At 63.1% G+C, this 26,253-nt stretch carries 28 protein-coding genes; 16 read left to right on the forward strand and 12 right to left on the reverse strand.

Going from position 1 to position 26,253, the window contains the following annotated elements; genetic code table 11:
• Positions 1-54 precede the first annotated feature (54 nt).
• A complete protein-coding gene (locus ACZ9A3_RS05445; RefSeq protein WP_045202208.1) occupies positions 55-795 on the forward strand; it encodes a DUF599 domain-containing protein in 741 nt (246 codons plus the stop codon).
• Positions 796-881: 86 nt separating this feature from the next.
• Here the strand turns inward: ACZ9A3_RS05445 and ACZ9A3_RS05450 are convergent, their stop codons facing one another.
• The gene (locus ACZ9A3_RS05450) at positions 882-1,157 is read right to left on the reverse strand and encodes a hypothetical protein (RefSeq protein WP_045202206.1); all 276 of its coding nucleotides are present in this window, start codon (positions 1,155-1,157) and stop codon (positions 882-884) included.
• 152 nt (positions 1,158-1,309) lie between these two features.
• Between ACZ9A3_RS05450 and ACZ9A3_RS05455 the strand changes: the two genes are divergently transcribed.
• The 4 genes from ACZ9A3_RS05455 to ACZ9A3_RS05470 all read left to right on the forward strand — a co-directional run bounded on the left by ACZ9A3_RS05455 (position 1,310) and on the right by ACZ9A3_RS05470 (position 5,025).
• On the forward strand, positions 1,310-1,786 hold the full coding sequence (locus ACZ9A3_RS05455; protein ID WP_093385345.1) for a PaaI family thioesterase: 477 nt from the start codon (positions 1,310-1,312) through the stop codon (positions 1,784-1,786).
• On the forward strand, positions 1,783-2,244 hold the full coding sequence (locus ACZ9A3_RS05460; RefSeq protein ID WP_045202202.1) for a PaaI family thioesterase: 462 nt from the start codon (positions 1,783-1,785) through the stop codon (positions 2,242-2,244). Before ACZ9A3_RS05455 ends, ACZ9A3_RS05460 begins: the two co-directional genes overlap by 4 nt.
• Before the next feature lie 94 nt (positions 2,245-2,338).
• On the forward strand, positions 2,339-4,243 hold the full coding sequence (gene htpG, locus ACZ9A3_RS05465) for a molecular chaperone HtpG (RefSeq protein WP_123568226.1): 1,905 nt from the start codon (positions 2,339-2,341) through the stop codon (positions 4,241-4,243).
• Positions 4,244-4,299: 56 nt separating this feature from the next.
• The gene (locus ACZ9A3_RS05470; protein ID WP_213601999.1) at positions 4,300-5,025 is read left to right on the forward strand and encodes a dienelactone hydrolase family protein; all 726 of its coding nucleotides are present in this window, start codon (positions 4,300-4,302) and stop codon (positions 5,023-5,025) included.
• An 84-nt stretch (positions 5,026-5,109) separates the two neighbouring features.
• Here the strand turns inward: ACZ9A3_RS05470 and ACZ9A3_RS05475 are convergent, their stop codons facing one another.
• Entirely contained in the window at positions 5,110-5,970 is an 861-nt protein-coding gene (locus tag ACZ9A3_RS05475; RefSeq protein WP_093385334.1) for a pirin family protein, read from the reverse strand.
• A gap of 104 nt (positions 5,971-6,074) precedes the next feature.
• Here ACZ9A3_RS05475 and ACZ9A3_RS05480 point away from each other — a divergent pair, with 104 nt between their 5' ends.
• The 3 genes from ACZ9A3_RS05480 (at position 6,075) to ACZ9A3_RS05490 (ending at position 9,378) form a co-directional block, all read left to right on the forward strand.
• Positions 6,075-7,082, forward strand: coding sequence for an amidohydrolase family protein (locus tag ACZ9A3_RS05480; protein ID WP_476252208.1), 1,008 nt, complete (start codon positions 6,075-6,077; stop codon positions 7,080-7,082).
• A 66-nt stretch (positions 7,083-7,148) separates the two neighbouring features.
• Positions 7,149-7,613, forward strand: a complete 465-nt coding sequence (locus ACZ9A3_RS05485) for a DUF3859 domain-containing protein (RefSeq protein WP_045202191.1) — start codon at positions 7,149-7,151, stop codon at positions 7,611-7,613.
• Between the two features lie 139 nt (positions 7,614-7,752).
• A complete protein-coding gene (locus ACZ9A3_RS05490) occupies positions 7,753-9,378 on the forward strand; it encodes a methyl-accepting chemotaxis protein (protein ID WP_476252209.1) in 1,626 nt (541 codons plus the stop codon).
• 57 nt (positions 9,379-9,435) lie between these two features.
• On the opposite strand, the gene fabB is transcribed toward ACZ9A3_RS05490, so the two are convergent.
• The 5 genes from fabB to ACZ9A3_RS05515 all read right to left on the reverse strand — a co-directional run bounded on the left by fabB (position 9,436) and on the right by ACZ9A3_RS05515 (position 16,318).
• Entirely contained in the window at positions 9,436-10,656 is a 1,221-nt protein-coding gene (fabB, locus tag ACZ9A3_RS05495; protein WP_045202187.1) for a beta-ketoacyl-ACP synthase I, read from the reverse strand.
• A gap of 11 nt (positions 10,657-10,667) precedes the next feature.
• On the reverse strand, positions 10,668-11,183 hold the full coding sequence (gene fabA / locus ACZ9A3_RS05500; RefSeq protein ID WP_045202185.1) for a 3-hydroxyacyl-[acyl-carrier-protein] dehydratase FabA: 516 nt from the start codon (positions 11,181-11,183) through the stop codon (positions 10,668-10,670).
• Positions 11,184-11,388: 205 nt separating this feature from the next.
• On the reverse strand, positions 11,389-13,317 hold the full coding sequence (locus ACZ9A3_RS05505) for an ATP-binding protein (RefSeq protein ID WP_045202183.1): 1,929 nt from the start codon (positions 13,315-13,317) through the stop codon (positions 11,389-11,391).
• Positions 13,314-14,207 (reverse strand): ABC transporter substrate-binding protein, encoded by an 894-nt coding sequence (locus tag ACZ9A3_RS05510; protein ID WP_045202181.1) that lies wholly within the window; start codon positions 14,205-14,207, stop codon positions 13,314-13,316. Before ACZ9A3_RS05510 ends, ACZ9A3_RS05505 begins: the two co-directional genes overlap by 4 nt.
• Positions 14,207-16,318, reverse strand: coding sequence for a TonB-dependent receptor plug domain-containing protein (locus ACZ9A3_RS05515; protein WP_476252210.1), 2,112 nt, complete (start codon positions 16,316-16,318; stop codon positions 14,207-14,209). The genes ACZ9A3_RS05510 and ACZ9A3_RS05515 overlap by 1 nt, the downstream gene beginning before the upstream one ends.
• Positions 16,319-16,489: 171 nt before the next feature.
• Between ACZ9A3_RS05515 and ACZ9A3_RS05520 the strand changes: the two genes are divergently transcribed.
• From ACZ9A3_RS05520 to ACZ9A3_RS05555, 8 genes are all read left to right on the forward strand, one after another.
• On the forward strand, positions 16,490-17,515 hold the full coding sequence (locus ACZ9A3_RS05520) for an NAD(P)H-dependent glycerol-3-phosphate dehydrogenase (protein WP_045202177.1): 1,026 nt from the start codon (positions 16,490-16,492) through the stop codon (positions 17,513-17,515).
• A 13-nt stretch (positions 17,516-17,528) separates the two neighbouring features.
• Positions 17,529-17,876 (forward strand): DUF4389 domain-containing protein, encoded by a 348-nt coding sequence (locus ACZ9A3_RS05525; RefSeq protein ID WP_045202175.1) that lies wholly within the window; start codon positions 17,529-17,531, stop codon positions 17,874-17,876.
• Positions 17,873-18,328, forward strand: coding sequence for a phosphohistidine phosphatase SixA (gene sixA, locus ACZ9A3_RS05530; RefSeq protein WP_045202173.1), 456 nt, complete (start codon positions 17,873-17,875; stop codon positions 18,326-18,328). The genes ACZ9A3_RS05525 and sixA overlap by 4 nt, the downstream gene beginning before the upstream one ends.
• Before the next feature lie 100 nt (positions 18,329-18,428).
• Entirely contained in the window at positions 18,429-18,776 is a 348-nt protein-coding gene (locus tag ACZ9A3_RS05535) for a hypothetical protein (protein WP_045202171.1), read from the forward strand.
• A gap of 92 nt (positions 18,777-18,868) precedes the next feature.
• On the forward strand, positions 18,869-19,663 hold the full coding sequence (locus ACZ9A3_RS05540) for an alpha/beta hydrolase (RefSeq protein ID WP_476252211.1): 795 nt from the start codon (positions 18,869-18,871) through the stop codon (positions 19,661-19,663).
• Complete coding sequence (locus ACZ9A3_RS05545) at positions 19,660-20,514, forward strand: alpha/beta hydrolase (protein WP_476252212.1); 855 nt, start codon at positions 19,660-19,662, stop codon at positions 20,512-20,514. The genes ACZ9A3_RS05540 and ACZ9A3_RS05545 overlap by 4 nt, the downstream gene beginning before the upstream one ends.
• Before the next feature lie 145 nt (positions 20,515-20,659).
• Positions 20,660-21,427 (forward strand): DUF4892 domain-containing protein, encoded by a 768-nt coding sequence (locus ACZ9A3_RS05550; RefSeq protein WP_249744445.1) that lies wholly within the window; start codon positions 20,660-20,662, stop codon positions 21,425-21,427.
• Positions 21,428-21,439: 12 nt separating this feature from the next.
• Positions 21,440-22,492 carry an AI-2E family transporter gene (locus ACZ9A3_RS05555; protein WP_045202231.1) on the forward strand — a complete coding sequence of 351 codons (1,053 nt, stop codon included), beginning with the start codon at positions 21,440-21,442 and terminating at the stop codon, positions 22,490-22,492.
• A 9-nt stretch (positions 22,493-22,501) separates the two neighbouring features.
• Here the strand turns inward: ACZ9A3_RS05555 and ACZ9A3_RS05560 are convergent, their stop codons facing one another.
• The 5 genes from ACZ9A3_RS05560 to ACZ9A3_RS05580 all read right to left on the reverse strand — a co-directional run bounded on the left by ACZ9A3_RS05560 (position 22,502) and on the right by ACZ9A3_RS05580 (position 26,154).
• Positions 22,502-22,996, reverse strand: coding sequence for an Lrp/AsnC family transcriptional regulator (locus tag ACZ9A3_RS05560; RefSeq protein WP_010224632.1), 495 nt, complete (start codon positions 22,994-22,996; stop codon positions 22,502-22,504).
• A 12-nt stretch (positions 22,997-23,008) separates the two neighbouring features.
• A complete protein-coding gene (locus tag ACZ9A3_RS05565; protein ID WP_256326752.1) occupies positions 23,009-23,860 on the reverse strand; it encodes an ABC transporter ATP-binding protein in 852 nt (283 codons plus the stop codon).
• A 3-nt stretch (positions 23,861-23,863) separates the two neighbouring features.
• Positions 23,864-24,577 carry an ABC transporter permease gene (locus ACZ9A3_RS05570; protein ID WP_093385307.1) on the reverse strand — a complete coding sequence of 238 codons (714 nt, stop codon included), beginning with the start codon at positions 24,575-24,577 and terminating at the stop codon, positions 23,864-23,866.
• The gene (locus tag ACZ9A3_RS05575) at positions 24,574-25,299 is read right to left on the reverse strand and encodes an ABC transporter permease (protein ID WP_038996184.1); all 726 of its coding nucleotides are present in this window, start codon (positions 25,297-25,299) and stop codon (positions 24,574-24,576) included. Before ACZ9A3_RS05575 ends, ACZ9A3_RS05570 begins: the two co-directional genes overlap by 4 nt.
• Before the next feature lie 75 nt (positions 25,300-25,374).
• Positions 25,375-26,154, reverse strand: a complete 780-nt coding sequence (locus tag ACZ9A3_RS05580) for an ABC transporter substrate-binding protein (RefSeq protein WP_045202161.1) — start codon at positions 26,152-26,154, stop codon at positions 25,375-25,377.
• Between the last annotated feature and the right edge of the window lie 99 nt (positions 26,155-26,253).

A 26,253-nucleotide genomic window follows, 5' to 3' on the forward strand; every position in this document is an offset into this window, starting at 1 on the left:
TCGAAAGCCGGTCAATGGGCTTTATTGTGCTCGAAACTTCAATCAGGACCTTGCATGAGCTTCATTCAAAGCAATCTGATCCACTTGCTGGCCGCCTGCTGGTTCGTTGTCTGCTGGGGCGGATACACCCGTTATGCCACCTGGAAGGGCCGCGATACCGCTTGCCTGGCCAGCGTGCTGCACCTGTACCGCGAAGACTGGATGCGCCGCATGCTGCTGCGTGACAACCGCATCGCCGATGCCAGCGTGATCGGTAACCTGGAGCGCAACGCCTCGTTCTTTGCCTCCAGCACCTTGATCATCCTGGCCGGTATTCTCACCGTGCTCGGCGCATCAGACCGTGCGGTATCGTTGCTGGCAGACCTGCCGCTGGTGCAGCAGGCGTCCCAGGGCATGTCGGAAATCAAGTTGCTGTGCCTGGCGATGGTATTTGTGTACGCCTTCTTCACTTTCAGCTGGTGCATGCGTCAATACAACTTCGCCGCCGTATTGGTGGGTTCGGCGCCGATGATCGGCGAGCGTCAGGTCAGCGAACTTGAGCGCAAGGCCTTTGCCCTTAGAGCGGCCAAGGTTATTTCCCTGGCCGCCAACCAGTTCAACTTTGGCCTGCGTTCCTATTACTTCGGCATGGCCATGCTCTGCTGGTTTATCAGCCCCTGGTTGTTTATGTTGATGAGTACCGGGGTAGTACTGGTGCTGTATCGCCGTGAATTCCACTCCGATGTGCTCGATGTGATGGTCTATACCCCGACCGAAGCGCCGGTGGCGGAACCCGGCAAAGAGAACCTCGCCTGAAGGTTATTGACTGAATCGTTTAACCCTATTGCAACAGGCATAAAAAAACCCGACAGCGTCGGGTTTTTTTATTCCGGCGGGCTTGCTTACTTGGCAGGCTCGGCAGGAGTAGCTGGAGCAGCAGGTGCAGCTTCTTTTGCAGCTTCTTCAGCGGCTTTCTGTTGCGCTTCGGCCTGATCTTTGGCGGCTTCGGCGTTTTCTTTCGCGGCCTCGTTCACTTTATCCTGAGCTTCACCCATCTTCTCTTGGGCTTGCTCGGCGTGTTGTTGAGCATCTTGGGCTTTGTTCTCGCTGGCTTTATCGCAAGCGGCCAGGCCCAGAGCAGCGGCGAGCATAACGGCAAAAGCAAAAGGTTTACGCATGGGGTGTTTCTCCTTGTGGAATAAGTTACTTGTTCCTTCGAGCTCAAGTAACCGGTAGAAGTTCCGCGCACAATACAGATATATAACAAATGGTTCTATATGGACATTTGCCAGACTGTGTGCATGTTCTCAATGGCCCGGGAGTTTTTCAAATGACCGACACTTCTTTGCTGGCAATGGCCGAACGTTTTCTCTCGGCATTGCGACATTGCCAGGTGCTGCAGATGCGCGTGCATCACGCTGATGCCCAGGGCATGACCCTGGTGTTGCCGTACTCGACGAAGATCGTCGGCAACCCACAGACCGGCGCCGTGCATGGCGGGGCGGTGACCACCCTGATGGACACCACCTGCGGCATGGCTACCCTTTGTGCGCTGCCTGAGTTCGAGGTATGCCCGACGCTAGACCTGCGCATCGACTACATGCAGCCGGCCGAGGCCGGCAAGGACATCTTCGGCCATGCCTACTGCTACCGCGTTTCTCGCGATGTGATCTTCACCCGTGGGCTGGCCTACCAGGACGACCCGGAGCAGCCGATCGCCCAGGTGGTTGGCACTTTCATGCGCCTGGGCAAGGGTATCAAGGGCGGCCTGAATTTCGCCAGCAAGCTCAAGGGGAGCGGCCAATGATTCCGCCAGAGGTACACCAGCAACTGCGCCAGGCCCATGCCGAAGGCAATTATGAGCCGCTGCTGCAGTTGATCCCTTATGCCGGATTGATTGGTATCCAGTGCAGCCGCCAGGGCGATGACCTGTTGTTTTGCCTGCCGGCCAGCCAGGACAACATTGGCAATCCGTTGCTGCCGGCGATCCACGGCGGGGTGATCGCAGGCTTCATGGAGCTGTCGGCGGCGCTGTACCTGCTGATTTTCAGCGAAAGCGCGGCGATCCCGAAGATCATCGACTTTTCCATCGACTACCTGCGCGCCGGCCACTACCGCGACACCTACGCCCGCTGCCAGCTATGGCGCCAGGGCCGGCGGGTAACCAACGTGGCCATAACCGCCTGGCAGGGCGACGCGGACGAACCGATTGCCACGGCGCGCGCGCATTTCAAGATCGAAGAAATGACTTCGCCCTTGAAATAGCCCCAGCCACCCCCATCTGTTGTGCATCCCGCCGTGAAAGCAGGCCGCCGGCCTGCCCAACGACAACTGCCATCAGATCGGAGTGTTGAAGACCATGAGTGTGGAAACTCAAAAAGAAACCCTGGGCTTCCAGACCGAGGTGAAGCAACTGCTGCACCTCATGATCCATTCCCTGTATTCGAACAAGGAAATCTTCCTTCGCGAACTGATTTCCAACGCCTCCGACGCCGTCGATAAACTGCGCTTTGAAGCCCTGGCCAAGCCAGAGCTGCTCGAAGGCGGCGCCGAGCTTAAAATCCGCCTGAGCTTCGACAAGGACGCCAACACCGTCACCCTCGAAGACAACGGCATCGGCATGAGCCGCGAAGAGGTCATCGCGCACCTGGGCACCATCGCCAAGTCCGGCACCGCCGACTTCATGAAAAACCTCACCGGCGACCAGAAGAAGGACTCGCACCTGATCGGTCAGTTCGGCGTGGGCTTCTATTCGGCCTTTATCGTCGCCGACAAGGTCGACGTATTCAGCCGCCGCGCCGGCCTGCCAGCTGCCGAGGGCGTGCACTGGTCGTCCAAGGGCGAGGGTGACTTTGAAGTTGCCACTGTCGACAAGGCCGAGCGCGGTACGCGCATCGTCCTGCACCTGAAAAAAGGTGAAGAAGAGTTCGCCGACGGCTGGCGCCTGCGCAACATCGTCAAGAAGTACTCCGACCACATCGCCTTGCCGATCGAGCTGCCAAAACAGGTCGAAGCCGGCGAAGGTGAAGAAAAGCCGGCCGAAGAATGGGAAACCGTCAACCGCGCCAGCGCCCTGTGGACCCGTCCGCGTACCGAGATCAAGGACGAGGAATACCAGGAGTTCTACAAGCACATCGGTCACGACTTCGAGAACCCGTTGGCCTGGAGCCACAACAAGGTCGAAGGCAAGCTTGAGTACAACTCGCTGCTCTACGTACCGGCCCGCGCCCCGTTCGACCTGTACCAGCGTGAAGCGCCACGCGGCCTGAAGCTGTACGTGCAGCGTGTGTTCATCATGGACCAGGCAGAATCCTTCCTGCCGCTGTACCTGCGTTTCATCAAGGGCGTGGTCGATTCCAACGACCTGTCGCTGAACGTTTCGCGCGAAATCCTGCAGAAAGACCCGATCATCGATTCGATGAAGTCGGCGCTGACCAAGCGCGTGCTGGACATGCTCGAGAAGCTGGCCAAGAACGAGCCTGAGCAGTACAAGGGCTTCTGGAAGAACTTTGGCCAGGTGATGAAAGAAGGCCCGGCTGAAGACTTCGCCAACAAGGAAAAGATCGCCGGCCTGCTGCGTTTCGCCTCCACCCATGACGAAAGCGGCGAGCAGAGCGTTGCCCTGGCCGACTACCTGGCCCGCGCCAAGGAAGGTCAGGACAAGATCTACTTCCTCACCGGCGAATCCTACGCGCAGGTCAAGAACAGCCCGCACCTGGAAGTCTTCCGCAAGAAAGGCATCGAAGTGCTGCTGCTGACCGACCGTATCGACGAGTGGCTGATGAGCTACCTGAGCGAATTCGACGGCAAGAGCTTCGTCGACGTCGCCCGCGGTGACCTGGACCTGGGCAAGCTGGACTCTGAAGAGGACAAGAAAGCCCAGGAAGAAGTCGCCAAGGAGAAAGAAGGCCTGGTCGAGCGCCTCAAGGCGGCGCTGGGCGAGAGCGTCAGCGAAGTGCGCGTGTCGCACCGCCTGACCGATTCGCCGGCGATCCTGGCTATCGGTGAACAGGACCTGGGCCTGCAGATGCGCCAGATCCTCGAAGCCAGCGGACAGAAGGTGCCGGACTCCAAGCCGATCTTCGAATTCAACCCGGGCCACCCGCTGATCGAGAAGCTGGACAACGAGCAGAGCGAAGACCGTTTCGCCGACTTCTCGCACATCCTCTTCGATCAGGCCGCGCTGGCGGCGGGCGATAGCCTCAAGGACCCGGCGGCGTACGTTCGTCGCCTGAACAAGCTGCTGGTCGAATTGTCGGCTTAAGTAGTTGCAGGAAAGCCCGCTTCGGCGGGCTTTTTTCATTGTGCAAGGAGGAGTGCATGAGCAAGGTTACCGTCGAATCGCTGGTCTATCATGTTGCCGGCAAAGCCTATGAGAGCCGCTTGTTCTTTACCCAGGGCGCCCGCGAGCAGCCTGGGCTTTTGATGGCACCAAACTGGATGGGGGTGGGCGAGGGCGCCGAGCGTATCGCCCGCGAAGTCGCCGCTCAGGGTTATGTGGTGTTGCTGGCCGACATCTACGGCCAGACCCTGCGACCGTCGAACATGGATGAAGCAGGGGCGGCGATGATGCCGCTGAAGAACGACCGCGTCGAGCTGCGCAAGCGCCTGAAGGCGGCGCTGGACCAGTTGCTGGGGCAATCGAAGGCGGTACTGGAGCCGGGCAAGCTGGCCACCTTCGGCTTCTGCTTCGGCGGTTGCTGCGCCCTGGAGCTGGCCCGCGAAGATGCCCGCCTGCTGGCTGCGGTGTCGTTCCACGGCACCCTCGATACGCCGCTGCCGGCGGTAGAAGGCAAGGTCAAGGCTTCGATGCTGGTGCTGCATGGCGCCGCCGACCCGTTCGTGCCCAAAGAGCAGTTGCCGGCCTTCGAAGTCGAGATGGATGCGGCCAAGGTCGATTGGCAACTGATCAGCTATGGCGGCGCGGTGCATTCGTTCACCGATATCGCGGCGAACATTCCCGGCAAGATGAAGTACGACGCCCGCACATCCAAGCGCGCGTTCCGGGCAATGTACAATTTGCTCGATGACGTGTTCCAGCGCTGAGTGAAGGGGCAAGGCTGGCTCCCACACTTGACCTTGTGGGCACCAGCCTTGCCGGCGATCGACCGCGTAGCGGTCGCGATAACCTCAAGGCAGCTCGATCCTTTCAGTTTCCCCCGGCACCGTCGGCCACTCCCCGGCCGCCCAGCGTGCCCGCGCCTGCTCGATCAGCGCCGGATCGCTGGCAACAAAATTCCAGTTCATCCGCCGCGGCCCGTCCAGCGGCGCCCCGCCAAACAGCACCAACTGGCTTTCGCTGTCGGCATACAGGCTCATCTCTGCACCGTGCGGCAAGATCACCAGGCTGCACGGCTCGAGCGCTTCATTGTCGAGGCTGACTTCGCCATCCAGTACATACAGCGCACGCTCGGCATGCTCGGTGGGCACCGTCAGGGTAGTGGCCGCCTGCATCTGCACCAGCGCATACAGGGTCGGTGACAACACCGGCACTGGCGATTGCAGGCAAAAGCCGCTGCCGGCAATCATGCGAATGCGCACCCCCAGGCTGTCACTGACCGGCAGGCTCGCCGCCGGATGATGGCTGTAGTGCCCCGGGCCTTGCTCATGCGCTTTGGGCGATGCCAGCCACACCTGCAAACCGTGCAATCGCGAGCTGCCAGGCAGCAGTTCGGCCGGCGTGCGCTCGACATGGGCAATGGCGCTGCCGGCGGTCATCCAGCTGACTTCACCGGCCTTGACCCGTTGATCCGAGCCCAGGCTGTCCTTGTGCTGGATCTCGCCCTCGAACAGGTAGGTGAGGGTCGACAGGCCGATATGCGGGTGCTGGCGGATGTTCATGCCGCGCCCGGCCGGGTAGTCGGTTTCGAGCATGTGGTCGAAGAACACGAACGGCCCGACGCTGCGGCACTGGGCCGAGGGCAGGGGGCGCAGGATGGGTTGGCCTTCGACCGATTCGGCGCGAGGGCGGATGACCAGGGGAAGGCTCACGGTGTGCTCCAGGCCAGCAGGGAAAGTTCTTGTAGCATAACCTGCTGAACTGGCGTGTGTTCGCTCCGGTCTACCCTGTCTGAATCGGCCAGAAGGAATGTGAAATGATTGCCAGGTGTCTGGGCTGGGCGCTGTTGCTGGGGCTACCGCTGCAGGCGGCGCAGGCGCGCGAGTATCACTACAGTGATGCGCACCTGCATTACGTCGATTTTTTCCAGGAAACCGCCGGCATGGACGCCTTGCTCAAGGCCATGGATGAGGCGCGCATCGACCAGTCGATGATTTCCGGCATCCCGGTGGCCAAGAAGTGGCACGAAGACGAGCCCAAGCGCCCGCGTTACTACGCGGGCGACGATGCCGATGCCTATTGGTACAGCGCCACCGACATCTACGTTGCTGCGGCGCTGGAGAAGCTTTCGCCTGAGCAGCGCCAGCGCTTTCATCCGTTTCTCACCGGCTTCAACCCGGTAGACAAGAACGCCGTGGCCCACATCGAACGCATGCTCGCGCTGCACCCGGGCCTGTGGCAGGGGATCGGCGAGGTGTTCACCCGCCACGACGACCTCACCGCGTTGACCAGCGGCGACACGCCCAGGGCCAACAACGAGGCCATGACCCGCATCTATCACCTGGCCGCCGAGCAGGACCTGCCGGTGCTGATCCATTCCAACATCACCTCCAAGCGCGAACGCAACCCGCTGTACCTGGCGGAAATCGAAGAGCCGTTGCGCAATCACCCGCACACCCGCTTCATCTGGGCCCATGCCGGCACCAGTATGGAGATTCATCGGCACCAGACGCAGCTGGATTTTCTGCTGCCGACCCTGACACGGATGCTCGAGGATTACCCGAACCTGTACATAGACCTGTCCTGGAGCGTGCTGCAGCCTTATCTGCTGGATGAGAAGGGCAAGCCCAGGGCTGAGTGGCTGGCGCTGGTCAAACGATTCCCTGAGCGCTTCATGCTTGGCTCCGACGTGGTCGGGCGCTTCAACAGCCTGGGCGAACAGTTGCATGGTTTCGATCCGTTTCTGGATGCCTTGCCTGCCGAGGTGGCGCAAAAGGTCGCCCGCGACAACTTCCTCGCGGTGCTGCCCAAGGCACGCAAATGACAGCACTGTCATCAGCTTGTCATGCCCGCGTCATAGCCTGCCGCCATCAACCTGATGGAGTGCACTATGTTTCCACGTCGTTTCAGCGCCCTGTGCGGGCTGTTGCTGGTCAGTGGCCTGGCCGCTGCCGAGGTTCGCGTCGAAGGCCCGGTCGAGTACGGTCTGTTCGAAACCCGCCACCAGAACTTCCAGCCCGGTGAACGGGTGCTGAGCCAGAGCAACCAGACCATCCAGCCCACCGATGAAATCCCGGCGCGCCTGGGTAGCAAGTTCGGTATGCGCTACCGGCTGGAAGGCAAGGTCGCCGAGGACACGCCGCTGACCCTGCTGTACCTCACCCCTGGCGTGCGCACGCCGGACGGCAAGCGCCACGACAAGTTCGAAGTGGTGCAAAAGCTGGTGCCCGGTGCGGTCCAGGATGTCATGGCCTACGAGTTCACCGAGAACCACGAAGTAGTGCCGGGGCAATGGCATTTCATGGTCTTTCAGGGCGATCGCCTGCTGGCCGAGCAGCGCTTTACCGTGCGCTGAGGCAGGGCGACCCTGGCGTCGCGATCATAAGGCCTTTTGATATCACGTTTTCGTCTTACGCAAATTTTCCACAGGCCGATACCGTCTAGAAGCAAGGACTGCTGCCCTATTGAGCAGCGCTTTTGGAGGGAGCCAGAAGATGAGCTTGAGAAGCATGAATATCGCGCCCAGGGCCGGCCTGGGCTTCGGCCTGGTGGCGGCGCTGGTGTTTGCCTTGGGTGCGTTTGCCTTGATGCAGATGACCAGCATGCGCCAGCAGTCCGAGCAGGTCGACAGCAACTGGTTGCCCAGCGTGATCTCGGTCGGGCAGATGACCCAGGACATGTTGCGCATCCGCGCCTTGACCCTGCGCCTTTTGGTCAATCGCGATGCGGCGGCGCTGGAGCAGAACAAGTCGCGCATCGAAGAGATCAAGTCCGGCCTGGACAAGGCCCAGCAGAAGTACCAGGCGCTGATCGTCCTGCCTGAAGAACAGACCCTGTTCGACCGCTACCTGGACCTGGAGCGGCGCTACCTCAAGCTGCAGGCCCAGGTGGTGCAGTTGTCCACCGAGCACCGGGTGGAAGAGGCGGTGGCCATGGTCAATGGCGAGATGAACCAGCTCGCCGACCAGATGACCGCCAGCCTCAACGAGCTGATCGCGCTCAATAATCAGCATGCCAACAGCGCCACCGACCTTGCCGAAGTCGTCTACACGCAGGCGCGGATCTGGGTGATCGGCTTGCTGATCGCCGCCGTAGTGCTCACCGTGGTCCTGGCCCTGACTCTGACCCGCAGCATCGTCCGGCCACTGGCGCAGTCGCTGCAGGTCGCCGAAGTGGTCGCCACCGGTGACCTGACCCCGCAGATCTCGGTGCAGGGCAAGGATGAGCCGGCGCGCTTGCTGGCGGCCTTGAAACAGATGCAGCAAAGCCTGCGCGATACCATCGGGCGCATCTCCGATTCTTCCAGCCAGCTGGCCTCGGCCTCCGAAGAGCTCAGCGCGGTAACCGAAGATGCCACCCGCGGGCTGATGCAGCAAAGCCAGGAAATCGAACAGGCGGCCACCGCGGTCAACCAGATGACCACGGCGGTGGAGGAGGTGGCGAGCAATGCCGTGGCCACCTCCGAAGCCTCGCGCGAGTCCGACCGCATTGCCCGTCAAGGGCGCGAGCAGGTGCGCCTGACCGTGACCTCGATCGAAGACCTGGCCGCTGGCGTCATCGCCAACGCCGAAGAGGTCGGGCAACTGGCGCAACAGGTGCATGGCATTACCAAGGTGCTGGATGTGATCGGCGCGATTGCCGAGCAAACCAACCTGCTGGCCCTGAACGCGGCGATTGAGGCGGCGCGCGCCGGTGATGCCGGGCGCGGTTTTGCCGTGGTGGCTGACGAGGTGCGGGCACTGGCCCATCGCACCCAGCAGTCGACCCGGGAAATCGAGCAGATGATCGACGGCATCCAGCAGGGCACCAATCGTGCGGTCGAGGGTATGCAGCAGACCAACGAGCGGGCGCGCGGCACCCTGGAAGGCGCACATGCCGCCGGGGCGGCGCTGGAGGAGATTGCCGCGGCCATCAGCCTGATCAACGAGCGCAACCTGGTGATCGCCAGTGCCTCGGAGCAGCAGGCGCAGGTGGCGCGGGAGGTGGATCGCAACCTGACCAATATTCGCGACCTGGCGATGCAGACGTCGGCGGGGGCGAATCAGACCAATGCGGCGAGCCAGGCGTTGTCACAGCTGGCGATTGAGCTCAATGGGCTGGTGGGGCGCTTTTCGGTGTAAGGCACAAACAAAAACGCCCCGACGAGTCGGGGCGTTTTGAGTGCAAGGGGCCAGCCCTTACTTGCCAGCCCAGCGCTTGAGTACCAGGGTAGCGTTGGTGCCGCCGAAACCGAAGCTGTTGCTCATCACGGTATCGATCTTGGCGTTTTCCTGGGTCTTGGTCAGCACCGGCAGGTCGGCCACTTCCGGGTCCAGCTCGTCGATGTTGGCGGAACCGGCAATGAAGTTGCCCTCCATCATCAGCATGCAGTAGATCGCTTCGTGAACGCCGGCGGCGCCCAGGGAGTGACCGGACAGGCTCTTGGTCGAGCTGATGGCCGGAGCCTTGTCGCCGAACACTTCGCGAACGCCCTTCATCTCGGCAACGTCGCCCACCGGGGTCGAGGTGCCGTGGGTGTTCAGGTAGTCGATCGGGGTGTCGACGGTGGACATGGCCATCTGCATGCAGCGGATGGCGCCTTCGCCGCTTGGCGCGACCATGTCGTAGCCATCGGACGTCGCGCCGTAGCCGACGATTTCGGCGTAGATCTTGGCGCCACGGGCCAGGGCGTGTTCCAGCTCTTCAACCACGACCATGCCGCCACCGCCGGCGATGACGAAACCGTCACGGTCAGCGTCGTAGGCGCGGGAGGCTTTTTCCGGGGTGTCGTTGCGCTTGCTGGACAGGGCGCCCATGGCGTCGAACAGGAACGACTGGCTCCAGTGCTCTTCTTCACCGCCACCGGCGAAGACGATGTCCTGCTTGCCCATCTGGATCTGTTCCATCGCGGTACCGATGCAGTGAGCACTGGTGGCGCAGGCCGAGGCGATGGAGTAGTTCAGGCCCTTGATCTTGAACGGGGTGGCCAGGCACGCCGAGACGGTGCTGCTCATGGTCCGGGTGACGCGGTACGGGCCAACGCGCTTGACGCCTTTCTCGCGCAGGATGTCCAGCGCTTCCATCTGGTTCAGGGTCGAGGCGCCGCCGGAGCCTGCGATCAGGCCGGTACGCGGGTTGGAAACCTGCTCTTCGGTCAGGCCCGAGTCCTTGATCGCGTCGGCCATTGCCAGGTAGGCATAGGCAGCGGCGTGACCAACGAAGCGGTAGATTTTACGGTCGATCAGTTCTTCGAGGTTGAGGTCGATGGAGCCGGAAACCTGGCTACGCAGACCCATTTCGGCATATTCCGGGTTGAATCGGATGCCAGGGCGGCTTGCACGCAGGTTGGCGGAGACGGTCTCTTTGTCATTGCCCAGGCACGAAACGATGCCCAGACCAGTGATAACGACGCGGCGCATGCGGATAACCCTTAGAAGTTGTCAGTGGAGGTGAAGACGCCGACCCGGAGGCCTTCGGCGGTGTAGATCTCGCGACCGTCGACGCTGACCGAACCATCGGCGATGGCCATGTTCAGCTTGCCTTTGAGGACGCGCTTGATATGAATGTTGTAGGTGACTTTCTTGGCGGTCGGCAGGACCTGGCCAAAGAATTTCACTTCGCCCGAACCCAGGGCGCGGCCACGGCCCGGCAAACCTTGCCAGCCGAGGTAGAAACCGACCAGCTGCCACATGGCATCCAGGCCCAGGCAGCCCGGCATCACCGGATCACCTTCGAAGTGGCAGGCGAAGAACCACAGGTCCGGGGTGATATCCAGCTCGGCGACCAATTCACCTTTGCCGTACTTGCCACCCTCGGCGCTGATATGGGTGATGCGATCAACCATCAGCATGTTCGGGGCGGGCAGTTGCGCGTTACCTGGGCCGAACAGCTCACCGCGACTGCAGCGCAGCAGGTCTTCCCGAGTAAAGGCGTTTTGTTTGGTCATGCGAGCTCCTCAATAGTCCCCGTGCGGCAGGGGGCAAATCTTCCCGGCCGTCCCAAAACGCTAGCGTTTGAGCCGGCAGCCTACACATAGACTATTGCGTTGTAGTGAAAGTCACAGCGCACGGGGCAAAGAAGTACACTTGTGCACTGAAATTTTATTTTCAAGCCCTTCGCGGCGCTTGTCCAGTCTCTTAGACTGCCGCAATTTAGCATTTATCGCCAGTCACAGCTGTCTGACCGGGCAGCCAGCGTTGCAGAATTTGCTGCAGATCAGTGCGTTTGAACGGCTTGGCCAGGTAGTCGTTCATGCCGGCGTTCAGGCAACGCTCGCGATCGCCCTGCAAGGCATTGGCGGTCAGGGCGATGATCGGCATGGCCGCCGCCTGTGGCAGCAGGCGAATGCGCCGGGTGGCCTCGTAGCCATCGATGATCGGCAGGCGGCAATCCATCAGTGCGGCGGCAAAGCGCTGACGTCCGGCCTGGGCCACGGCTTGGGCGCCATCAACTGCAACGCAGACTTCAAAGCCCAGGCTGCGCAGCATCGCTTCGATCACCGTCTGGTTCACCGGATTGTCCTCGACCAGCAGGATCCGTCGGCCCTGGCCGTCGTCTTCGGGGCGGGTCAGGCCACTGGGCAGGCGCGGCGTTTGCGCGGTCGACAGGGCCAGGGGCATTTCCAGGGTAAAGGTCGAGCCCAGGCCTTCACGGCTTTCGCCGCGCAGGGTTCCGCCCATCCGCTCGGCCAGGGTGCGGGCGATCGACAGGCCCAGGCCGGTGCCGCCATAACGGCGTGAGATCGAGCTGTCGGCTTGCTGGAAGGCAACGAACATCATCTCCAGGCGGGTGCTGTCGATGCCGATGCCGGTGTCGCGCACCGCGCAGGTGAACCAGATCAGCTGGCGGTCGAGCACCTGCCAGCGCGGTTCGATGTGCACGCTGCCGCGCTCGGTGAATTTCAGGGCGTTGCCGATCAGGTTGAGCAGCACCTGGCGGATGCGCGTCGGGTCGCCCACCACTTGCAGTTGTTCCATGCCCGGCGGCAGGCGCAGTTGCAGCTCCAGCTGGCGCTGCTGGGCCAGGTGCTGGAACGATTGCACGCTGCTGCCGATCAGCTCGCCGAGGTTGAAGTCGATATGCTCAAGCTCGAGGTTGGTGCGCTCGATGCGCGAGAAATCGAGGATATCGTTGATGACCTTGAGCAGGTGCCCGGTCGACTCGCTGGCCACCGCGGTGTATTCGGCCTGCTCCTCGTTGAGCGGGGTTGTTTCCAGAAGTTGCAGCATGCCCATGACGCCGTTCATGGGCGTGCGCAGTTCGTGGCTCATCATCGCCAGGAAGTCGGATTTGGCCTTGTTCGCCTGTTCGGCTTCTTCGCGGGCCTGGATCAGCTGCGACATGGCTTGCTGTTGTTCATGGCTAGCTGTGCCCAGGGCGCTGGCAAGGTTGTTGATGTGCCGCGCCAGATGGCCCAGTTCGCTGTCGTCGACCACCGGCAGCGGCGCATTGAACTGCCCTTGCTGGATGGCCTTGACCGCATGGCCCATGTCGCTGATCGGCTTGGCCAGGCTCAGGGCCAGGCGCCGGGCGAGGATAAAGGTGAACAGCAGGGCAAACAGCGCGAGGATCCCGGCCTTGACCACGATTTCCTGCTGGCGCTCGCTGAAGGCATCGTCCGACATGCCGACGATTACCCGGCCCAGATAGTCGTCACCGATGCTCCTGGCCGGTGCGTTGCTGTGCAAAAAGTCGTTGTCCAGGCGGATCTGCTGCAGGCGAATGGGGGCCTGGAACACTTCGACCTGCTGTGCGCGGTTGTTGCTTTCGTCCGGCTGCTCGACATACACGAGGATATGGTTGCTGCTGTCCTGGACCTCGAGAAAGCGCACGTGGGGGATGCTCAAGGTCGCGCGCATGAGGCTTTCGAGCACTTCGTTATTACCGGCGATTACCCCGTATTCGGAGGCCGGGGCCAACTGGTTGGCGATCAACTGACCGGTGTGGTTGAGCTCCTGGCGCAAATCCTGGATACGCACGAAGGTAAAGAAGCTGATCAGCAGCAGGGTCAGCAACAGGGCCGGGCCGAGGCTGATGATCTGCGTGCGGGTGTGGATGTCCCAGCTCAGGCGCCGTCTCATGGTGTGCTTTCTCCTTCGGCCAGGGCCAGGGCGGCGGCGGACGGGTCAATCGCTTCGATGCCCAGGGCGCGGGCCACCTGCTGGTTGCCGAGCACGTTGAAGTGATCCGGATAGAGCGTGCGTGGCCAGCGATTGGGGGCCTGGTTGAGCAGCCGCTCGAGCACCGCCAGCCAGTCGTCCTGATCGCTCAGGGTACTGGCCAGGGCGCCGGCCTTGACGAAGCCGGCATTAGGCCCGATCAGCGCCATTTGCCGGCCATAGCTGCTGAGCAGAACGTTTTTCGCCGTTTTCGAGTTGTACAACTGTGGATCGTCGATGCCCAGCAGTACATCGCTGTTTTGCAGAAGACTTTGCAGTGGGCGGCTGTCGCGCAGGTCTGGCCAGGCTTCGGCGATGATCTCCAGGCCCAACGGGCTGGCCGCCTTGCGCAACTCGTCGAGCAGAAACTGGCTGTGCTCGGCATACAGCACGCCCACGCGCTTGGCCTGCGGCAACAGGTAGCGGGTCAGGCGCAGCTGGCGGGCCAGCGGCGGGTCGCTCCATAGCAGGCTCAGGTAAGGCGGGCGCAGGCTGCCCAGACGCTGTTGGGCCTGGACGCGGCTGACGCGCAAGGCCAGCGCCGGTGGACCGGCGCTTTCGCTCAGGCGCCACTCGAGGCTGGCGCCATCGAGCAGGATCAAGCGGGTGGCGGCTTTAATCTGGCTCGGTCGGGGCAGCTCGGCCACCGGCACGAAGCGCACCTGGTCAGCCGGGCGGCGCTCGCGCAAGGCGTCGACGAAGCTGCGCACGCCGGGGTTGTCCTGGCTGGCAGTGAGCAGGATCTCACTGGCCGACAGGCTGCCCAGGGGCCACAGGCAGACCAGCAGCAGCCAGCGCCGCAGGCGGCGCATCAGAACGCCAGCTCCGCACTGAAAGACAGCACGTGACGGCTGTCATAGCGGTTGTCGTAGATGGTCGTCGGCTCGTCATCCAGGCGCTGCTGGAGCATGCCGGCCAGTTCCAGGCTGGTACGGTTCCAGCGCAGGTGCTTGGCCACGCGTAAATCGACGCGTTCGAAGCGGTACTGGTTGAGGGCATCGTCGCCGTAGTAGAGCAGCGCACTGGACCAGCCGCCGCCCCAGTCCCGCAGCCAGCCGGCCGAACCGCTGTTGTGGGCGCTCAGGCGCCGGTCGGCTGGGTTGCTGGCCCAGGCATCGACGTAGGCGTAGGTCATGCGCAGGCGATCGGCCGGGCTCAGGCGCCAGTCCAGCTGCGCTTCGCTGCCGCTGAAGCGGGCCTTGTTGCTGTTGCTGGCAATGTACTGGTTGTTGCGCAGCGGTTCGCTGATCATGCCGGTGATTTCGTCGTAGAACAGCTTGAGGTCGACGCTCAGGTCGGCATCGGCGAAGTAACCGTTATAGCCCAGTTCCCGCGAGCGCATGCGCTCTTGCTCGAGATCGCCCGGGCCGCGGGTCTTGACGAAGTAATCGGCGTCGCGCTGGCCGAAGGCGCCAGGTTCCAGGTTATTGACCCGGTAGCTCCAGTTGACGTTGTTCTCGAACATGTCCGGCGAGCGTACCGCCTCCGAGTAAACCGCGCGCAGGCCATGGCGCGGGGTGATCAGGTAGTTGACCGCCACCCGCGGGGTCAGCGAGCTGCCGGACAGCCGGGCATCTTCGTACATGGCCCCGCCCTGGAGGATCCAGTGCTCGTCGGCGCGCCATTCCAGGTGGCCGAACAGGCGCCAGGTGCTGTCGTCGAGGCTGCCATTGAAGTAAGTCTGCGAGTCGGCGCGGTCGTAGCGGTAATTGGCGCCACTGACCAGGCGCAGGCTGTCGGACAGGCTCAGGGTGTCCTGCACTTCAAGGTCGTAGCGGGTTTCCCGGGTGCTCTGGTCGATGTCGCCGCACACCTGCTGCGCGCCGCCGTTGCGCCATTGCTGCTGGACTTGCGTTGCCAGCGCGGTCTCCTCGCTGCTGCCGGCGGGCAGGGGTGAGGTGATGTTGCGCGCCACCTGCTCGGCGTAGTTCGGGTTCAGGCGCCAGAGCTGGGTCAGTTGCGGGCTGAACGACAGCGCCGCATCGCAGGCGCGCCACACCTGTTCACGTTCCCAGTGCTGGGCCGAGCCCTGGATGTACAGGCTATGGTTCGGGTTGAAGTCGATGTTCCAGCGCAGCGAGCCGGCGTAATCCTTGGCGTTGAGGTCGGCGTTGTTGCCGGCGGCAGTAACGTAGGGAAACACTGGTTTATAGGTATAAGGACGCTGGTCACTGCCTTCTTTGGCCGCGAACTGCCACTCCAGGCTCTGGTTGCTGGCCAGGGTGTGGCTGGCGCTGAGGTTCAGGCGGTTCAGGCGGCGGCTGTCGCGGTAGTCCTGGCCCAGGTGGTTCTCGTCGAAGCCGTCGTCCTGCATGCCCGACAATGACAGACGCAGGTCGCCACCGTCCCAGCCCAGGCCCTGGCTTGCGTACCAGTCAGTGATGCCGCGCTGGCCACGGGTGACTTTCAAGCGCGTGCCGTGGCTGTCGGCCGGGCTGCGGGTGAGGATATTGACCACCGCCATCAGCGCATTGGCGCCGTAACTGACGGTGTTGGGGCCGCGGAACACCTCGATGCGCTCGATGTCTTCCATGGCCAGCGGGATATCGCTCCAGTCCACCGTGGCCAGGCCTGCGCGGTACACCGAGCGGCCGTCGATCAGCACCTGCATGCGCCGGGCATCGTTGACGTTGCTGCCGTGGTAGTTGACCGTCGGCTGGTTGCCGGCGCCGTAGCCGATCATCATCCCCGGCACCAGGCGCAGCAGTTCGGGTATGTCGCGGGCGCCGCTGGCGCGGATCAGCGCGTTGTCGAGCACGGTCATGCTGCCCGGCACCGCCGCTGGCGATTGCTTGAGGCGGGTGGCGGTGAGCACTTGCGGCAAAGCCTGGCTGTCGACGAACAGGTCGTCAGCCACACTGGGGCCGCTGAGCAGGGCAGTCAGCAGTAATAAAGGGCGTTTGCAGGTCGGGCCAAAAGACACAGTGCGGCCTTGGTAACAGGTTCAAGTCGGGCATGTTAACCGAGTGGTGGGCATTTTCCAGTCATGGCGCGACGCTTCCCAACGGCGATTCGGTCATCTGCCACTGGCTCTGGCACCGGCGCTCCGTATAATGCGCAGGTCGCCACTTAAATTGGTTTTAACGGATTGGATATGACTGAACAGCAGCCTGTTGCAGTTCTGGGAGGCGGGAGTTTCGGCACCGCCGTGGCGAATCTGCTGGCAGAAAACGGTGTTCGGGTGCGCCAATGGATGCGCGACCCCGAGCAGGCCGAGGCCATGCGCAGCAACCGCGAGAACCCGCGCTACCTCAAGGGCATCAAGTTGCATGCCGGGGTCGAGCCGGTCAATGATCTGCTGGCGACCCTGCAGGCCTGCGAGCTGATCTTCGTCGCCTTGCCTTCCAGCGCCCTGCGCAGCGTGCTGGCGCCCCACGCCCAGCTGCTGGGCGGCAAGATGCTGGTCAGCCTGACCAAGGGCATCGAGGCGCAAAGCTTCAAGCTGATGAGCCAGATCCTCGAAGAAATCGCCCCCCAGGCGCGCATCGGCGTGCTGTCCGGGCCGAACCTGGCCCGTGAAGTGGCCGAGCACGCGCTGACCGCCACCGTGGTCGCCAGTGAAGACGAGGCCCTCTGCCAGCAGGTCCAGGCTGTGCTGCACGGGCGCACCTTCCGTGTTTATGCCAGCGGCGACCGCTTTGGTGTCGAGCTGGGCGGGGCGTTGAAGAACGTCTACGCAATCATTGCCGGGATGGCCGTGGCCTTGGGTATGGGCGAGAACACCAAGAGTATGCTGATTACCCGCGCCCTGGCCGAGATGACCCGCTTTGCCGTCAGCCAGGGCGCCAACCCGATGACTTTCCTGGGCCTGGCCGGGGTCGGTGACCTGATCGTCACCTGCTCCTCGCCCAAGAGCCGCAACTACCAGGTCGGTCATGCCCTGGGCCAGGGCCTGAGCCTGGACGAGGCGGTCAGCCGCCTGGGCGAAGTCGCCGAAGGGGTGAACACCCTCAAGGTGCTCAAGGTCAAAGCTCAGGAGGTCCAGGTGTACATGCCCCTGGTCGCCGGCTTGCATGCGATCCTGTTCGAAGGCCGGACCCTGACCCAGGTGATCGAGCTGTTGATGCGTGGCGAGCCGAAAACCGATGTCGACTTTATCTCCACCAGCGGTTTCAACTAAGCAGGAGCAGGACATGAACGATTCTTCAAACCAGACCCAGCGCGAGTCGATCATCTTGCGCGTGCTGTGGATGCTGGTGTTCCTGGTGGTCTGGCAATTGGCCGAGCTGCTGCTCGGTGGCCTGGTGCTGGTGCAACTGATCTACCGGCTTATCTACGGCGCACCGAGTGCCAGCCTGATGAATTTCGGCGACAGCCTCAGCCAGTTCCTGGCCCAGATCGGCCGCTTCGGCAGCTTCCACAGTGACCAGAAGCCCTGGCCATTCGCCGACTGGCCAACCCCGCGCGCGCCTGAAGGCGAGGCTGCCCACAGCGTGCCGCCGGCAGCGCACCCGGTGCGCGACGAAGAGCCGAAGCTGTGAAGTTGTGGGTGCTGCGTCACGGCGAAGCCGAGCAGCGGGCCAACACCGATGCCGAGCGCCGTCTCACCGCCCATGGCCGCGAGCAGGTGCTGCGTAGCGCGGCGCAGTTGCTCGGGCAGCCGCTGCAGGTGATTCTCGCCAGCCCCTATGTGCGCGCCCAGCAGACTGCGGCGCTGGTCCACGAAGCCCTCGGCTTCGGCAAACCGGTGCAGACCGTGCCGTGGCTGACCCCCGATAGTGACCCGCACGCGGTAATCAGCGAGCTGGAGAACCTGGGCGTGAACGAAGTGTTGCTGGTCAGTCACCAGCCGCTGGTGGGCAACCTGGTCAGCCTGCTGGCGCATGGCAGCCGCCAACCTCCGGCGCCGATGAGCACCGCCAGCCTGGCCGAACTCGAGGGTGAGTGGCCGCTGGCGGGGCTGATGACCTTGCGTGGCCTGAATCATCCATAAATCCGCTGATCGACCTAGCATTTTTACCAGTTGTCCTGCCCGGTACACCTTGTTAGCGTGCAATCAAGTTGCGGGGCAGGGTGTCCCAGGGAATTGGACTATGAGCAGTAGACATCTGGATCTGGTGTACTCGGCCGACGTGCAGCCGGCGCTCGACAAGGTGCAAAAGCACCAGGCGCTGGACTTTGCCGAGTACCGCATGTTGCAGGACAGCGCCGACGCCAAGCTCGACTACCTGCTGCGCAAGTTCGAAGGCCAGTACGAGCTGGAGCAACTGCGCCAGGCCAGCATTCGCATGTCACACCTGCTGCAGACCAGTTGCCTGGCCCTGCGCCGGCTTGAGCTCGATGTCGAAGACAAGCGTCGCGCCCGCGAAGCCCTCGAGCAGCAACTGGCCTATATGCAGGCCTGCCTGCGCCGCTCGATGGCCAGTTTCGGCGAGTATTGACCTGATTGCCGTCGCCGATGGCTTTTCCGGACATTGCCGCCACGGGTGCGGTTGCCGACAATGAGCCATCACTTCCTTCTGGATTGGCGGCCATGTCGCAGCAGATCTTCTTCGCCCATGCCAATGGCTTTCCCTCGGCCACCTACGGCAAGCTCTTTGCGGCGCTGGCGCCGGACTATCAGGTCAGCCACCTGGCCCAGCATGCCCACGATCCGCGCTTTCCGGTCAACGACAACTGGCAGAACCTGGTCGACGAGCTGATCCATCACCTGGAGCAACAGCCGGGCCCGGTCTGGGGCGTCGGGCATTCTTTGGGGGGTGTGTTGCATCTGCATGCGGCGCTGCGCTGCCCGCAGTACTACCGCGGCGTGGTGATGCTCGATTCGCCGGTGTTGACCCGGGTCGACCAGTGGCTGATCCAGGCCGCCAAGCGCATGGGCTTCATCGATCGCATCACCCCGGCCGGGCGCACCCTGGGCCGCCGCGAAGCCTTTGCCGACCGTGACAGCGCACGGGCCTATTTCGCTGGCAAAACGCTGTTCCGCCATTTCGATCCCGAATGCCTGGACGCCTACCTTGAGCATGGCTTGCAGCCCGGCGCAGACGGCTTGCGCCTGCGCTTTGACCCGGCTACCGAGATCAGCATCTACCGCAGCCTGCCGCACACCAGCCCGATCCCGGCCAAACAGCTGCAGCTGCCCCTGGCCATGGTCCGTGGCAGCCACAGCCGGGTGGTCAAGCGCCATCACGCCCTGGCCGTGCGTGGCATGCCCAGGGGCGAATACCACAGCCTGCCGGGCGGTCATATGTTTCCGCTGGAGCACCCGAGCGATACCGCCAGCCTGATCAAGGGCCTGTTCGAGCGCTGGCAGGACACCCCGACATGAGCACTGAAATGGAAGAAGTACGCCTGAACCTGGGCCATATCGAGCTGGCCGCGCACCTGTTCGGCCCGGCCGACGGCTTGCCGGTGATTGCCCTGCACGGCTGGCTGGACAACGCCAACAGCTTTGCCCGCCTGGCGCCCCGGCTCAAGGGCCTGCGCATCCTCGCCCTGGACCTGGCCGGCCATGGCCATTCCGAGCATCGCCCGGCCGGCGCCGGCTACGCCCTGGCCGACTACGCCCACGATGTACTGCGGGTGGCCGAGCAGATGGGCTGGGAGCACTTTGCCCTGCTCGGGCACTCGCTGGGGGCGATCATTTCGGTGCTGCTGGCCGGCGCCTTGCCCGAACGCATCACCCGCCTGGCCTTGATCGACGGGGTCATCCCGCCCACCAGCGGCCCGCAGGATGCCGCCGAACGCATGGGCATGGCCCTGCAGGCGCAACTGCGCCTGGACAGCAAGCGCAAGGCCGTGCACTCGACCCTCGAGCAGGCCATCGAGGCACGCATGAAGGGCCTGGTGGCGGTCAGCCGCGAGGCGGCCGAGCTACTTGCCCAGCGTGGGCTGATGCCGGTACCCGGTGGCTACACTTGGCGCAGCGACAGCCGCCTGACCCTGCCATCGCCCACGCGACTGAACCAGGCCCAGGCCATGAGCTTCGTGCAACGCATCGCCTGCCCGGCGAAACTGGTGGTGGCCGCCGACGGCATGCTGGCGCGCCACAGCGAGTTGCTCGAGCAGCTACCCTTTGAGCGAGAACAACTGCCGGGCGGTCATCATCTGCACCTGAATGACGAGGCCGGCGCAACCCTTGTTGCAGACTGTTTCAATCGCTTCTTTGGCATTTCTTGACTTGTGACCGGCAACTGTCGAGGCTTGGCGGGTTGAACAGGGAGACAACCATGAACGAGCAAGACAACGCCACATCATTTGACCACCTTGACGCCCCGCGCTCGGTGACGAGCCTATGAGGCTCAAATTGCTTACCCGGGCGGCCATGGCCGGGCTCGGCGTTCTCGCCAGCCTGCCGTTGCTGGCCGACGGCCTGCCGGTTCCGCTGGACGCCAAGGTGGTCGATCAGCGCGCGGCGGTACCGCAGGAGCGCATCTACCCCTTGGGCGGCCTGCGCAAGATCAGCAATCAGCTGCGGGTCGAGGGCAAGATCGAAAGCCGCGGCCAGGTCAGCTCCACCACCTATGAGCTGCCCCGCGAGCGCAGTGCCAACGAAGCCTTCACCGCCGCCCGCGAAGCCCTGCAGAACGATGGCGGTTATCCGTTGTTCTGGTGCCAGGCGCGTGATTGTGGCGAGAACAGCCTGTGGGCCAACGAGGTGTTCAAGAACCGCACGTTGTCGGGTGCCGACGAGCAACAGGCGTTCATTCTGCTGCGCCGCTCCGCCGAGCAGAGCAACACCCTGGTCGCCCTGTACAGCATCACCCGTGGCAACAAGCGTGCTTACCTGCACGTCGAAGAGTTCGTCGCCGATGCGCCCCTGGGCGAGTTGCTGCCCACGCCAGCCACCTTGATGCGCGAACTGCTCGACACCGGCAAGCTCGACTACCCTGACTTGAACGGCGAGCCGCCTGCGGCCTGGGTCAACCTGATCGGGCGCAGCCTGAACAACAACACCACCTTGCGCGTGAGCCTGAGCGGGGCCAAGGCGCAAGACTGGCGTGAGCAACTGGTAAAGGCCGGGGTGCGTCCAGCGCGACTGGAAGTGGGTAGCGCCGAGACTGATGGTTTCCACGTCGAACTGATTCGTTGATCGAGAAACATGATGCCCAATAATGACCGCCTGCTGGTGCAGATCATCCTGCTGGCGCTGCTTGGCGCAGGCCTCTGGGTGATGGCACCGTTCATTTCGGCGCTGCTCTGGGGGGCCATCCTGGCCTACGCCAGCTGGCCGCTGATGCGTCTGTTGACGCGCCTGCTCGGCGGTCGCGAAACCCTCGCCGCAGGGTTGTTGACCACCTTGTGGATATTGCTGGTGGCGTTGCCGCTGGTGTGGCTGGGCTTCAACCTGGCCGACCATATTCGCGATGCCACCGCCTTCGTGCGCGACGTGCAGGTCGATGGCCTGCCCGATGCGCCGGGCTGGCTGGGCAGCGTGCCTTTTGTCGGCGAGCGCCTGGTGGGCATGTGGAACACCATTGACCAGCAAGGCGCTGCGTTGTTGGTCACCATCAAGCCGTACCTGGGCCAGGTCGGCAACTGGCTGCTGGCGCGCAGCGCGCAGATCGGCAGCGGCATTCTCGAGCTGACCCTGAGCCTGGTCTTCGTGTTCTTCTTCTACCGTGACGGGCCGCGCCTGGCGGCGTTTGTCCTGCGCCTGCTGGACCGCCTGATCGGCGAGCGCGCCGAGTACTACCTCGAACTGGTGGCAGGTACCGTGCAACGGGTGGTCAACGGCGTGATCGGCACCGCTGCGGCGCAAGCGGTACTGGCGCTGATCGGCTTCCTGATTGCCGGTGTGCCAGGGGCGCTGGTGCTGGGGATCGTCACCTTCATGCTCAGCCTGATTCCCATGGGCCCACCGCTGGCCTGGGTGCCGGCTACCGCCTGGCTGGCCTGGCAGGGCGAGTACGGCATGGCGGTGTTCCTCGGCCTCTGGGGTACCTTCATCATCAGCGGCGTCGACAACGTGCTCAAACCCTACCTGATCAGCCGTGGCGGTAACCTGCCGCTGGTGATCGTCTTGCTCGGGGTGTTTGGCGGCTTGCTGGCCTTCGGCTTTATCGGCCTGTTCATCGGCCCGACCTTGCTGGCGGTGGCCTACAGCCTGTTGCTCGATTGGTCGCGCAGCGGGCCGGTGGCGCCGCCGCGTACCTGAGTTGGTGGCCTAGAGCTGGGGGGCGGTGTTCTTCACCACCGCCAGCTCCGGGTGGGCGACCAGCTTGTCGATGTGCAGCTCGTCGTTGTTCATCCAGGTTTCGGTCAGCACCCGGTAGTGCTCCATGTCACGGCAGCGCATGCGCAAGCTGTAGTCGAAGTGGCCACTGATCAGCTGGCAGTCGAACACCTGCGGGCAGGCGCGCACGCAGGCCTCGAAGGCCTTTTGCGCGGCGCGCCCGCTCTGGTTGGAGAGGGCCACCAGCACCAGCAGCGACAGCCCCGGCGAAACCATCTGCACATCGATGATCGCGCCATAGCCGCGAATCACTCCGCGCCGTTCCAGCTTGCGCACCCGTTCCAGGCATGGGCGAGGGGTGAGGTGCACCAGCGATGAGAGCTTTTCATAGGTGATGCGCCCGTTGTGGCGCAACACATCGATGATCGCTTCGTCGATCCGGTCCAGGGGCGGCGTGGTCTGTGGGCTGTTGACCTTGGTATCCATGCAGGTTCGGCTTCACTTCAAACGGTTGGAAAGAAATTGCTGCAGGCGTTCGCTCTGCGGCTGGTCAAGTATCTCGGCGCTTCCTTGTTCCTCGACCCGGCCCTGATGCAGAAACAGCACCTGGCTCGACACTTGGCGGGCAAAGCCCATCTCGTGGGTGACCATGAGCATGGTACGGCCTTCCTCGGCCAGCGTCTGTATGACTTTCAGCACTTCACCAACCAGCTCCGGGTCGAGGGCCGAGGTCGGTTCATCGAAGAGGATGATTTCCGGCTCCATGGCCAGGGCCCGGGCAATCGCCACCCGCTGTTGCTGACCACCGGAAAGAAACGCCGGGTACTGGTCAGCGGCGCGGGCCGGCAGGCCGACCTTGTCCAGGTACTTGCGTGCCCGCGCTTCGGCTTCCTGGCTGCTGACCCCGAGCACCCGCCGCGGCGCCATGCAGATGTTCTCAAGCACCGTCATGTGGCTCCACAGGTTGAAGTGCTGGAACACCATGGCCAGGCGCGTGCGCAGGTTCTGCAACTGCGCCGGGTGCGGCGCCCGGCTGCCGGCGCGGCCCTGGCGCATTTCGATGGTCTGCTGATCGAGGGTGATGACCCCGGCATCGGGTTGCTCAAGGAAGTTGATGCAGCGCAGCATGGTGCTCTTGCCTGAGCCGCTGGCACCGATCAGGCTGATCACGTCGCCTTTGCGCGCCTGCAGCGAGACACCCTTGAGCACTTCATGATCGCCGTAGCGTTTGTGCAGGTCGGCAACGCTCAGTTTTACCGTGGCGTCGGCGGCGACGTTGGCAATGCGCGGGCTTGGACGTGTGCTGTGAGTGTGTTCGCCGGTCGACAAGGCGTGTGCGGTAGTGGTCATGAGTTAGCCTCGGGCAGGAACAAGAAAACCCATCCAGCGCCGCTCGGCCAGGCGAAACAGCCCGACCAGCGCGAAGGACAGCAACATGTACAGCAGTGCCGCGGTTCCGAAGGCCTGGAAGGTCAGGAAGGTGGCGGCATTGGCATCGCGGGCGACTTTGAGGATGTCGGCGATGGTGGCGGTAAAAGCCAGCGAGGTAGCGTGCAGCATCAGGATCAGCTCGTTGCTGTAAGCCGGTAATGAGCGGCGCAGAGCCGCCGGCAGCACCACGAACAGGTTCAGCTTCCAGCCGTGCAGGCCGTAGGCCTGGGCCGCTTCGATCTCGCCATGGGGGATATTGCGAATCGCCCCGGCGAAAATCTCCACGGTGTAGGCGCAGGTATTGAGCACGAAAGCCAGCAGGGTGCAGTTCAGCGCATTGCGAAAGAACTGGTCGAGCAGGGCGTGATCGCGCACCACCTCCAGCCCGTACAGGCCGGTGTAGCAGATCAACAGCTGGATATACAGCGGCGTGCCGCGGAACACGAAGGTGTAGAACTCCACCGGCCAGCGCAACCACAGGCTGCGCGAGACCCGCGCCAGGGCCAGCGGCAGCGACAGGAAAAAGCCCAGGACCATGGTGATGACGAACAGCCACAGGGTCATGGCCAGCCCGGAAAGCCCGGCGCCGTCACTGTAGAGGTAGGCCTGGCCGTATTGCTCAAAGAGTTCGATCATCGTGCCAGCCCCTTGATACCGGTGTTGTAACGCCGCTCCAGGTGCTTGAACAGACGGTTGGAGAGGGTGGTGATCAGCAGGTACACAAGCCCGGCGATGATCAGGAAGTACAGGGTGTTGTTGGTGGTCTTGCCGGCGTTTTGTGCGGCCTTGACCAGGTCGGCCAGGCCGATGATCGACACCAGCGCAGTGGACTTGAGCAGCACCAGCCAGTTGTTGCCAAGGCCCGGCAGGGCGAAGCGCATCAGTTGCGGGAACAGCACCAGGCGAAAGCGTTGCGCGCGGCTCAGACCGTAGGCCGTGGCGGCTTCCAGTTGTCCGGCCGGGACGCTGAGGATCGCCCCGCGAAAGTTCTCGGTGAAATAAGCGCCGTAGATAAAGCCCAGGGTGATGACCCCGGCGGTGAACGGGTCGATCTCGAAGTAGTCCCAGCCGAGCAGCTCGGTCAGGTCGTTGAGCCACAATTGCAAGGTGTAGAAAATCAGCAGGATCAGCACCAGGTCCGGCACACTGCGAATCAGCGTGGTGTACAGAGTGGCCGGTACCCGCAGCAGTTTCAGCCGCGAGAGCTTGGCGCTGGCACCGAACAGGCCCAGTGCCAGGCTCAGGGCCAGCGACAACAGCGCCAGTTTCAGGGTCATCCAGGTCCCTTGCAGCAACAGCGGGCCGAAGCCCTGCAGGCTCAAGGCCTGCCAGCCATGGGAGTGAAGGAAGTCGTTCACGGGAAAAATCTCGGTAGGACGCAGGGCAAATGCGGGCGCGATCAGCTCAGGGCGAGCCGATCGCGACTACACGGCTTACTCGTTGTAGATATCCAGGTCGCCGACGTATTTTTTCTGGATTTCGGCGAAGGTACCGTCGGCGTGCACCGCGGCAATGCCTTTGTCGAGCAGGGCCTTGAGCTCGCTGTCGTTCTTGCGCAGGCCCATGGCGATATCCAGGGGCAGGGTCGGGTCCTTGATCGCCGGGCCGCTCTTGAAGTCGGCGCCTTCGGGTTTGGAAAGGAAGTTGAGCTGGGCTTCGAGCTTGTCGGTCAAGGTGGCGTCGAGACGGCCGTTGAGCAGGTCGGCGTAGTTCTGGTCCTGAGCCTGATAAGCCTTGACCTGGGCCCCCAGCGGCGCCAGTTTGGCGCGGGCGTAGGCTTCCTGCAGCGAGCCTTGCAGCACGCCGACCTGCTTGCCTTTGAGCGATTCCGGGGTATCGCCGAAGTCGGCGCTCTTGCGCACGATAACCGAGGTCGGGCTGAGGAACAGTTTGGCGCTGAAATCGATCTGTTTCTGCCGCGCCGGGGTCACCGCCATCGACGACATGATCGCGTCGAACTTGCGTGCCCGCAGGGCCGGGATCATGCCGTCGAATTCGTTGTGCACCCAGGTGCATTTGACCTGCAGCTTGGCGCAGATGGCGTTGCCCAGCTCGATGTCGAAGCCTTGCAGGCTGCCATCGGCAGCAACCGATTCAAAAGGGGGGTATTCGGGGTAGACGCCGAAACGGATCTCGGTCCATTCCTTGGCCTGCACCGCACTTGCGCACAGTGGCAGGAGCAGCACGCTGAGGAGCTTTCGCAGCGAAGTCATATGAGTATCCCTGAGTTTTATAGTTGATGTAGGGCAGTGGTGCGCTTCTGGTCTTTTAGTGACTCTCTGGTCGGGCTCAGAATGCGCGATGACGACGTT

The organism is Pseudomonas sp. TE4620, from assembly GCF_056279045.1.

Excerpts from the sequence above, each read along its gene's own strand:
- ACZ9A3_RS05445 (WP_045202208.1), top strand. The coding sequence starts at position 55 with ATGAGCTTCATTCAAAGCAATCTGATCCACTTGCTGGCCGCCTGCTGG.
- ACZ9A3_RS05450 (WP_045202206.1), bottom strand. The coding sequence starts at position 1,157 with ATGCGTAAACCTTTTGCTTTTGCCGTTATGCTCGCCGCTGCTCTGGGC.
- ACZ9A3_RS05455 (WP_093385345.1), top strand. The coding sequence starts at position 1,310 with ATGACCGACACTTCTTTGCTGGCAATGGCCGAACGTTTTCTCTCGGCA.
- ACZ9A3_RS05460 (WP_045202202.1), top strand. The coding sequence starts at position 1,783 with ATGATTCCGCCAGAGGTACACCAGCAACTGCGCCAGGCCCATGCCGAA.
- htpG (WP_123568226.1), top strand. The coding sequence starts at position 2,339 with ATGAGTGTGGAAACTCAAAAAGAAACCCTGGGCTTCCAGACCGAGGTG.
- ACZ9A3_RS05470 (WP_213601999.1), top strand. The coding sequence starts at position 4,300 with ATGAGCAAGGTTACCGTCGAATCGCTGGTCTATCATGTTGCCGGCAAA.
- ACZ9A3_RS05480 (WP_476252208.1), top strand. The coding sequence starts at position 6,075 with ATGATTGCCAGGTGTCTGGGCTGGGCGCTGTTGCTGGGGCTACCGCTG.
- ACZ9A3_RS05485 (WP_045202191.1), top strand. The coding sequence starts at position 7,149 with ATGTTTCCACGTCGTTTCAGCGCCCTGTGCGGGCTGTTGCTGGTCAGT.
- ACZ9A3_RS05490 (WP_476252209.1), top strand. The coding sequence starts at position 7,753 with ATGAGCTTGAGAAGCATGAATATCGCGCCCAGGGCCGGCCTGGGCTTC.
- fabB (WP_045202187.1), bottom strand. The coding sequence starts at position 10,656 with ATGCGCCGCGTCGTTATCACTGGTCTGGGCATCGTTTCGTGCCTGGGC.
- fabA (WP_045202185.1), bottom strand. The coding sequence starts at position 11,183 with ATGACCAAACAAAACGCCTTTACTCGGGAAGACCTGCTGCGCTGCAGT.
- ACZ9A3_RS05505 (WP_045202183.1), bottom strand. The coding sequence starts at position 13,317 with ATGAGACGGCGCCTGAGCTGGGACATCCACACCCGCACGCAGATCATC.
- ACZ9A3_RS05510 (WP_045202181.1), bottom strand. The coding sequence starts at position 14,207 with ATGCGCCGCCTGCGGCGCTGGCTGCTGCTGGTCTGCCTGTGGCCCCTG.
- ACZ9A3_RS05520 (WP_045202177.1), top strand. The coding sequence starts at position 16,490 with ATGACTGAACAGCAGCCTGTTGCAGTTCTGGGAGGCGGGAGTTTCGGC.
- ACZ9A3_RS05525 (WP_045202175.1), top strand. The coding sequence starts at position 17,529 with ATGAACGATTCTTCAAACCAGACCCAGCGCGAGTCGATCATCTTGCGC.
- ACZ9A3_RS05535 (WP_045202171.1), top strand. The coding sequence starts at position 18,429 with ATGAGCAGTAGACATCTGGATCTGGTGTACTCGGCCGACGTGCAGCCG.
- ACZ9A3_RS05540 (WP_476252211.1), top strand. The coding sequence starts at position 18,869 with ATGTCGCAGCAGATCTTCTTCGCCCATGCCAATGGCTTTCCCTCGGCC.
- ACZ9A3_RS05545 (WP_476252212.1), top strand. The coding sequence starts at position 19,660 with ATGAGCACTGAAATGGAAGAAGTACGCCTGAACCTGGGCCATATCGAG.
- ACZ9A3_RS05550 (WP_249744445.1), top strand. The coding sequence starts at position 20,660 with ATGGCCGGGCTCGGCGTTCTCGCCAGCCTGCCGTTGCTGGCCGACGGC.
- ACZ9A3_RS05555 (WP_045202231.1), top strand. The coding sequence starts at position 21,440 with ATGCCCAATAATGACCGCCTGCTGGTGCAGATCATCCTGCTGGCGCTG.
- ACZ9A3_RS05560 (WP_010224632.1), bottom strand. The coding sequence starts at position 22,996 with ATGGATACCAAGGTCAACAGCCCACAGACCACGCCGCCCCTGGACCGG.
- ACZ9A3_RS05565 (WP_256326752.1), bottom strand. The coding sequence starts at position 23,860 with ATGACCACTACCGCACACGCCTTGTCGACCGGCGAACACACTCACAGC.
- ACZ9A3_RS05570 (WP_093385307.1), bottom strand. The coding sequence starts at position 24,577 with ATGATCGAACTCTTTGAGCAATACGGCCAGGCCTACCTCTACAGTGAC.
- ACZ9A3_RS05580 (WP_045202161.1), bottom strand. The coding sequence starts at position 26,154 with ATGACTTCGCTGCGAAAGCTCCTCAGCGTGCTGCTCCTGCCACTGTGC.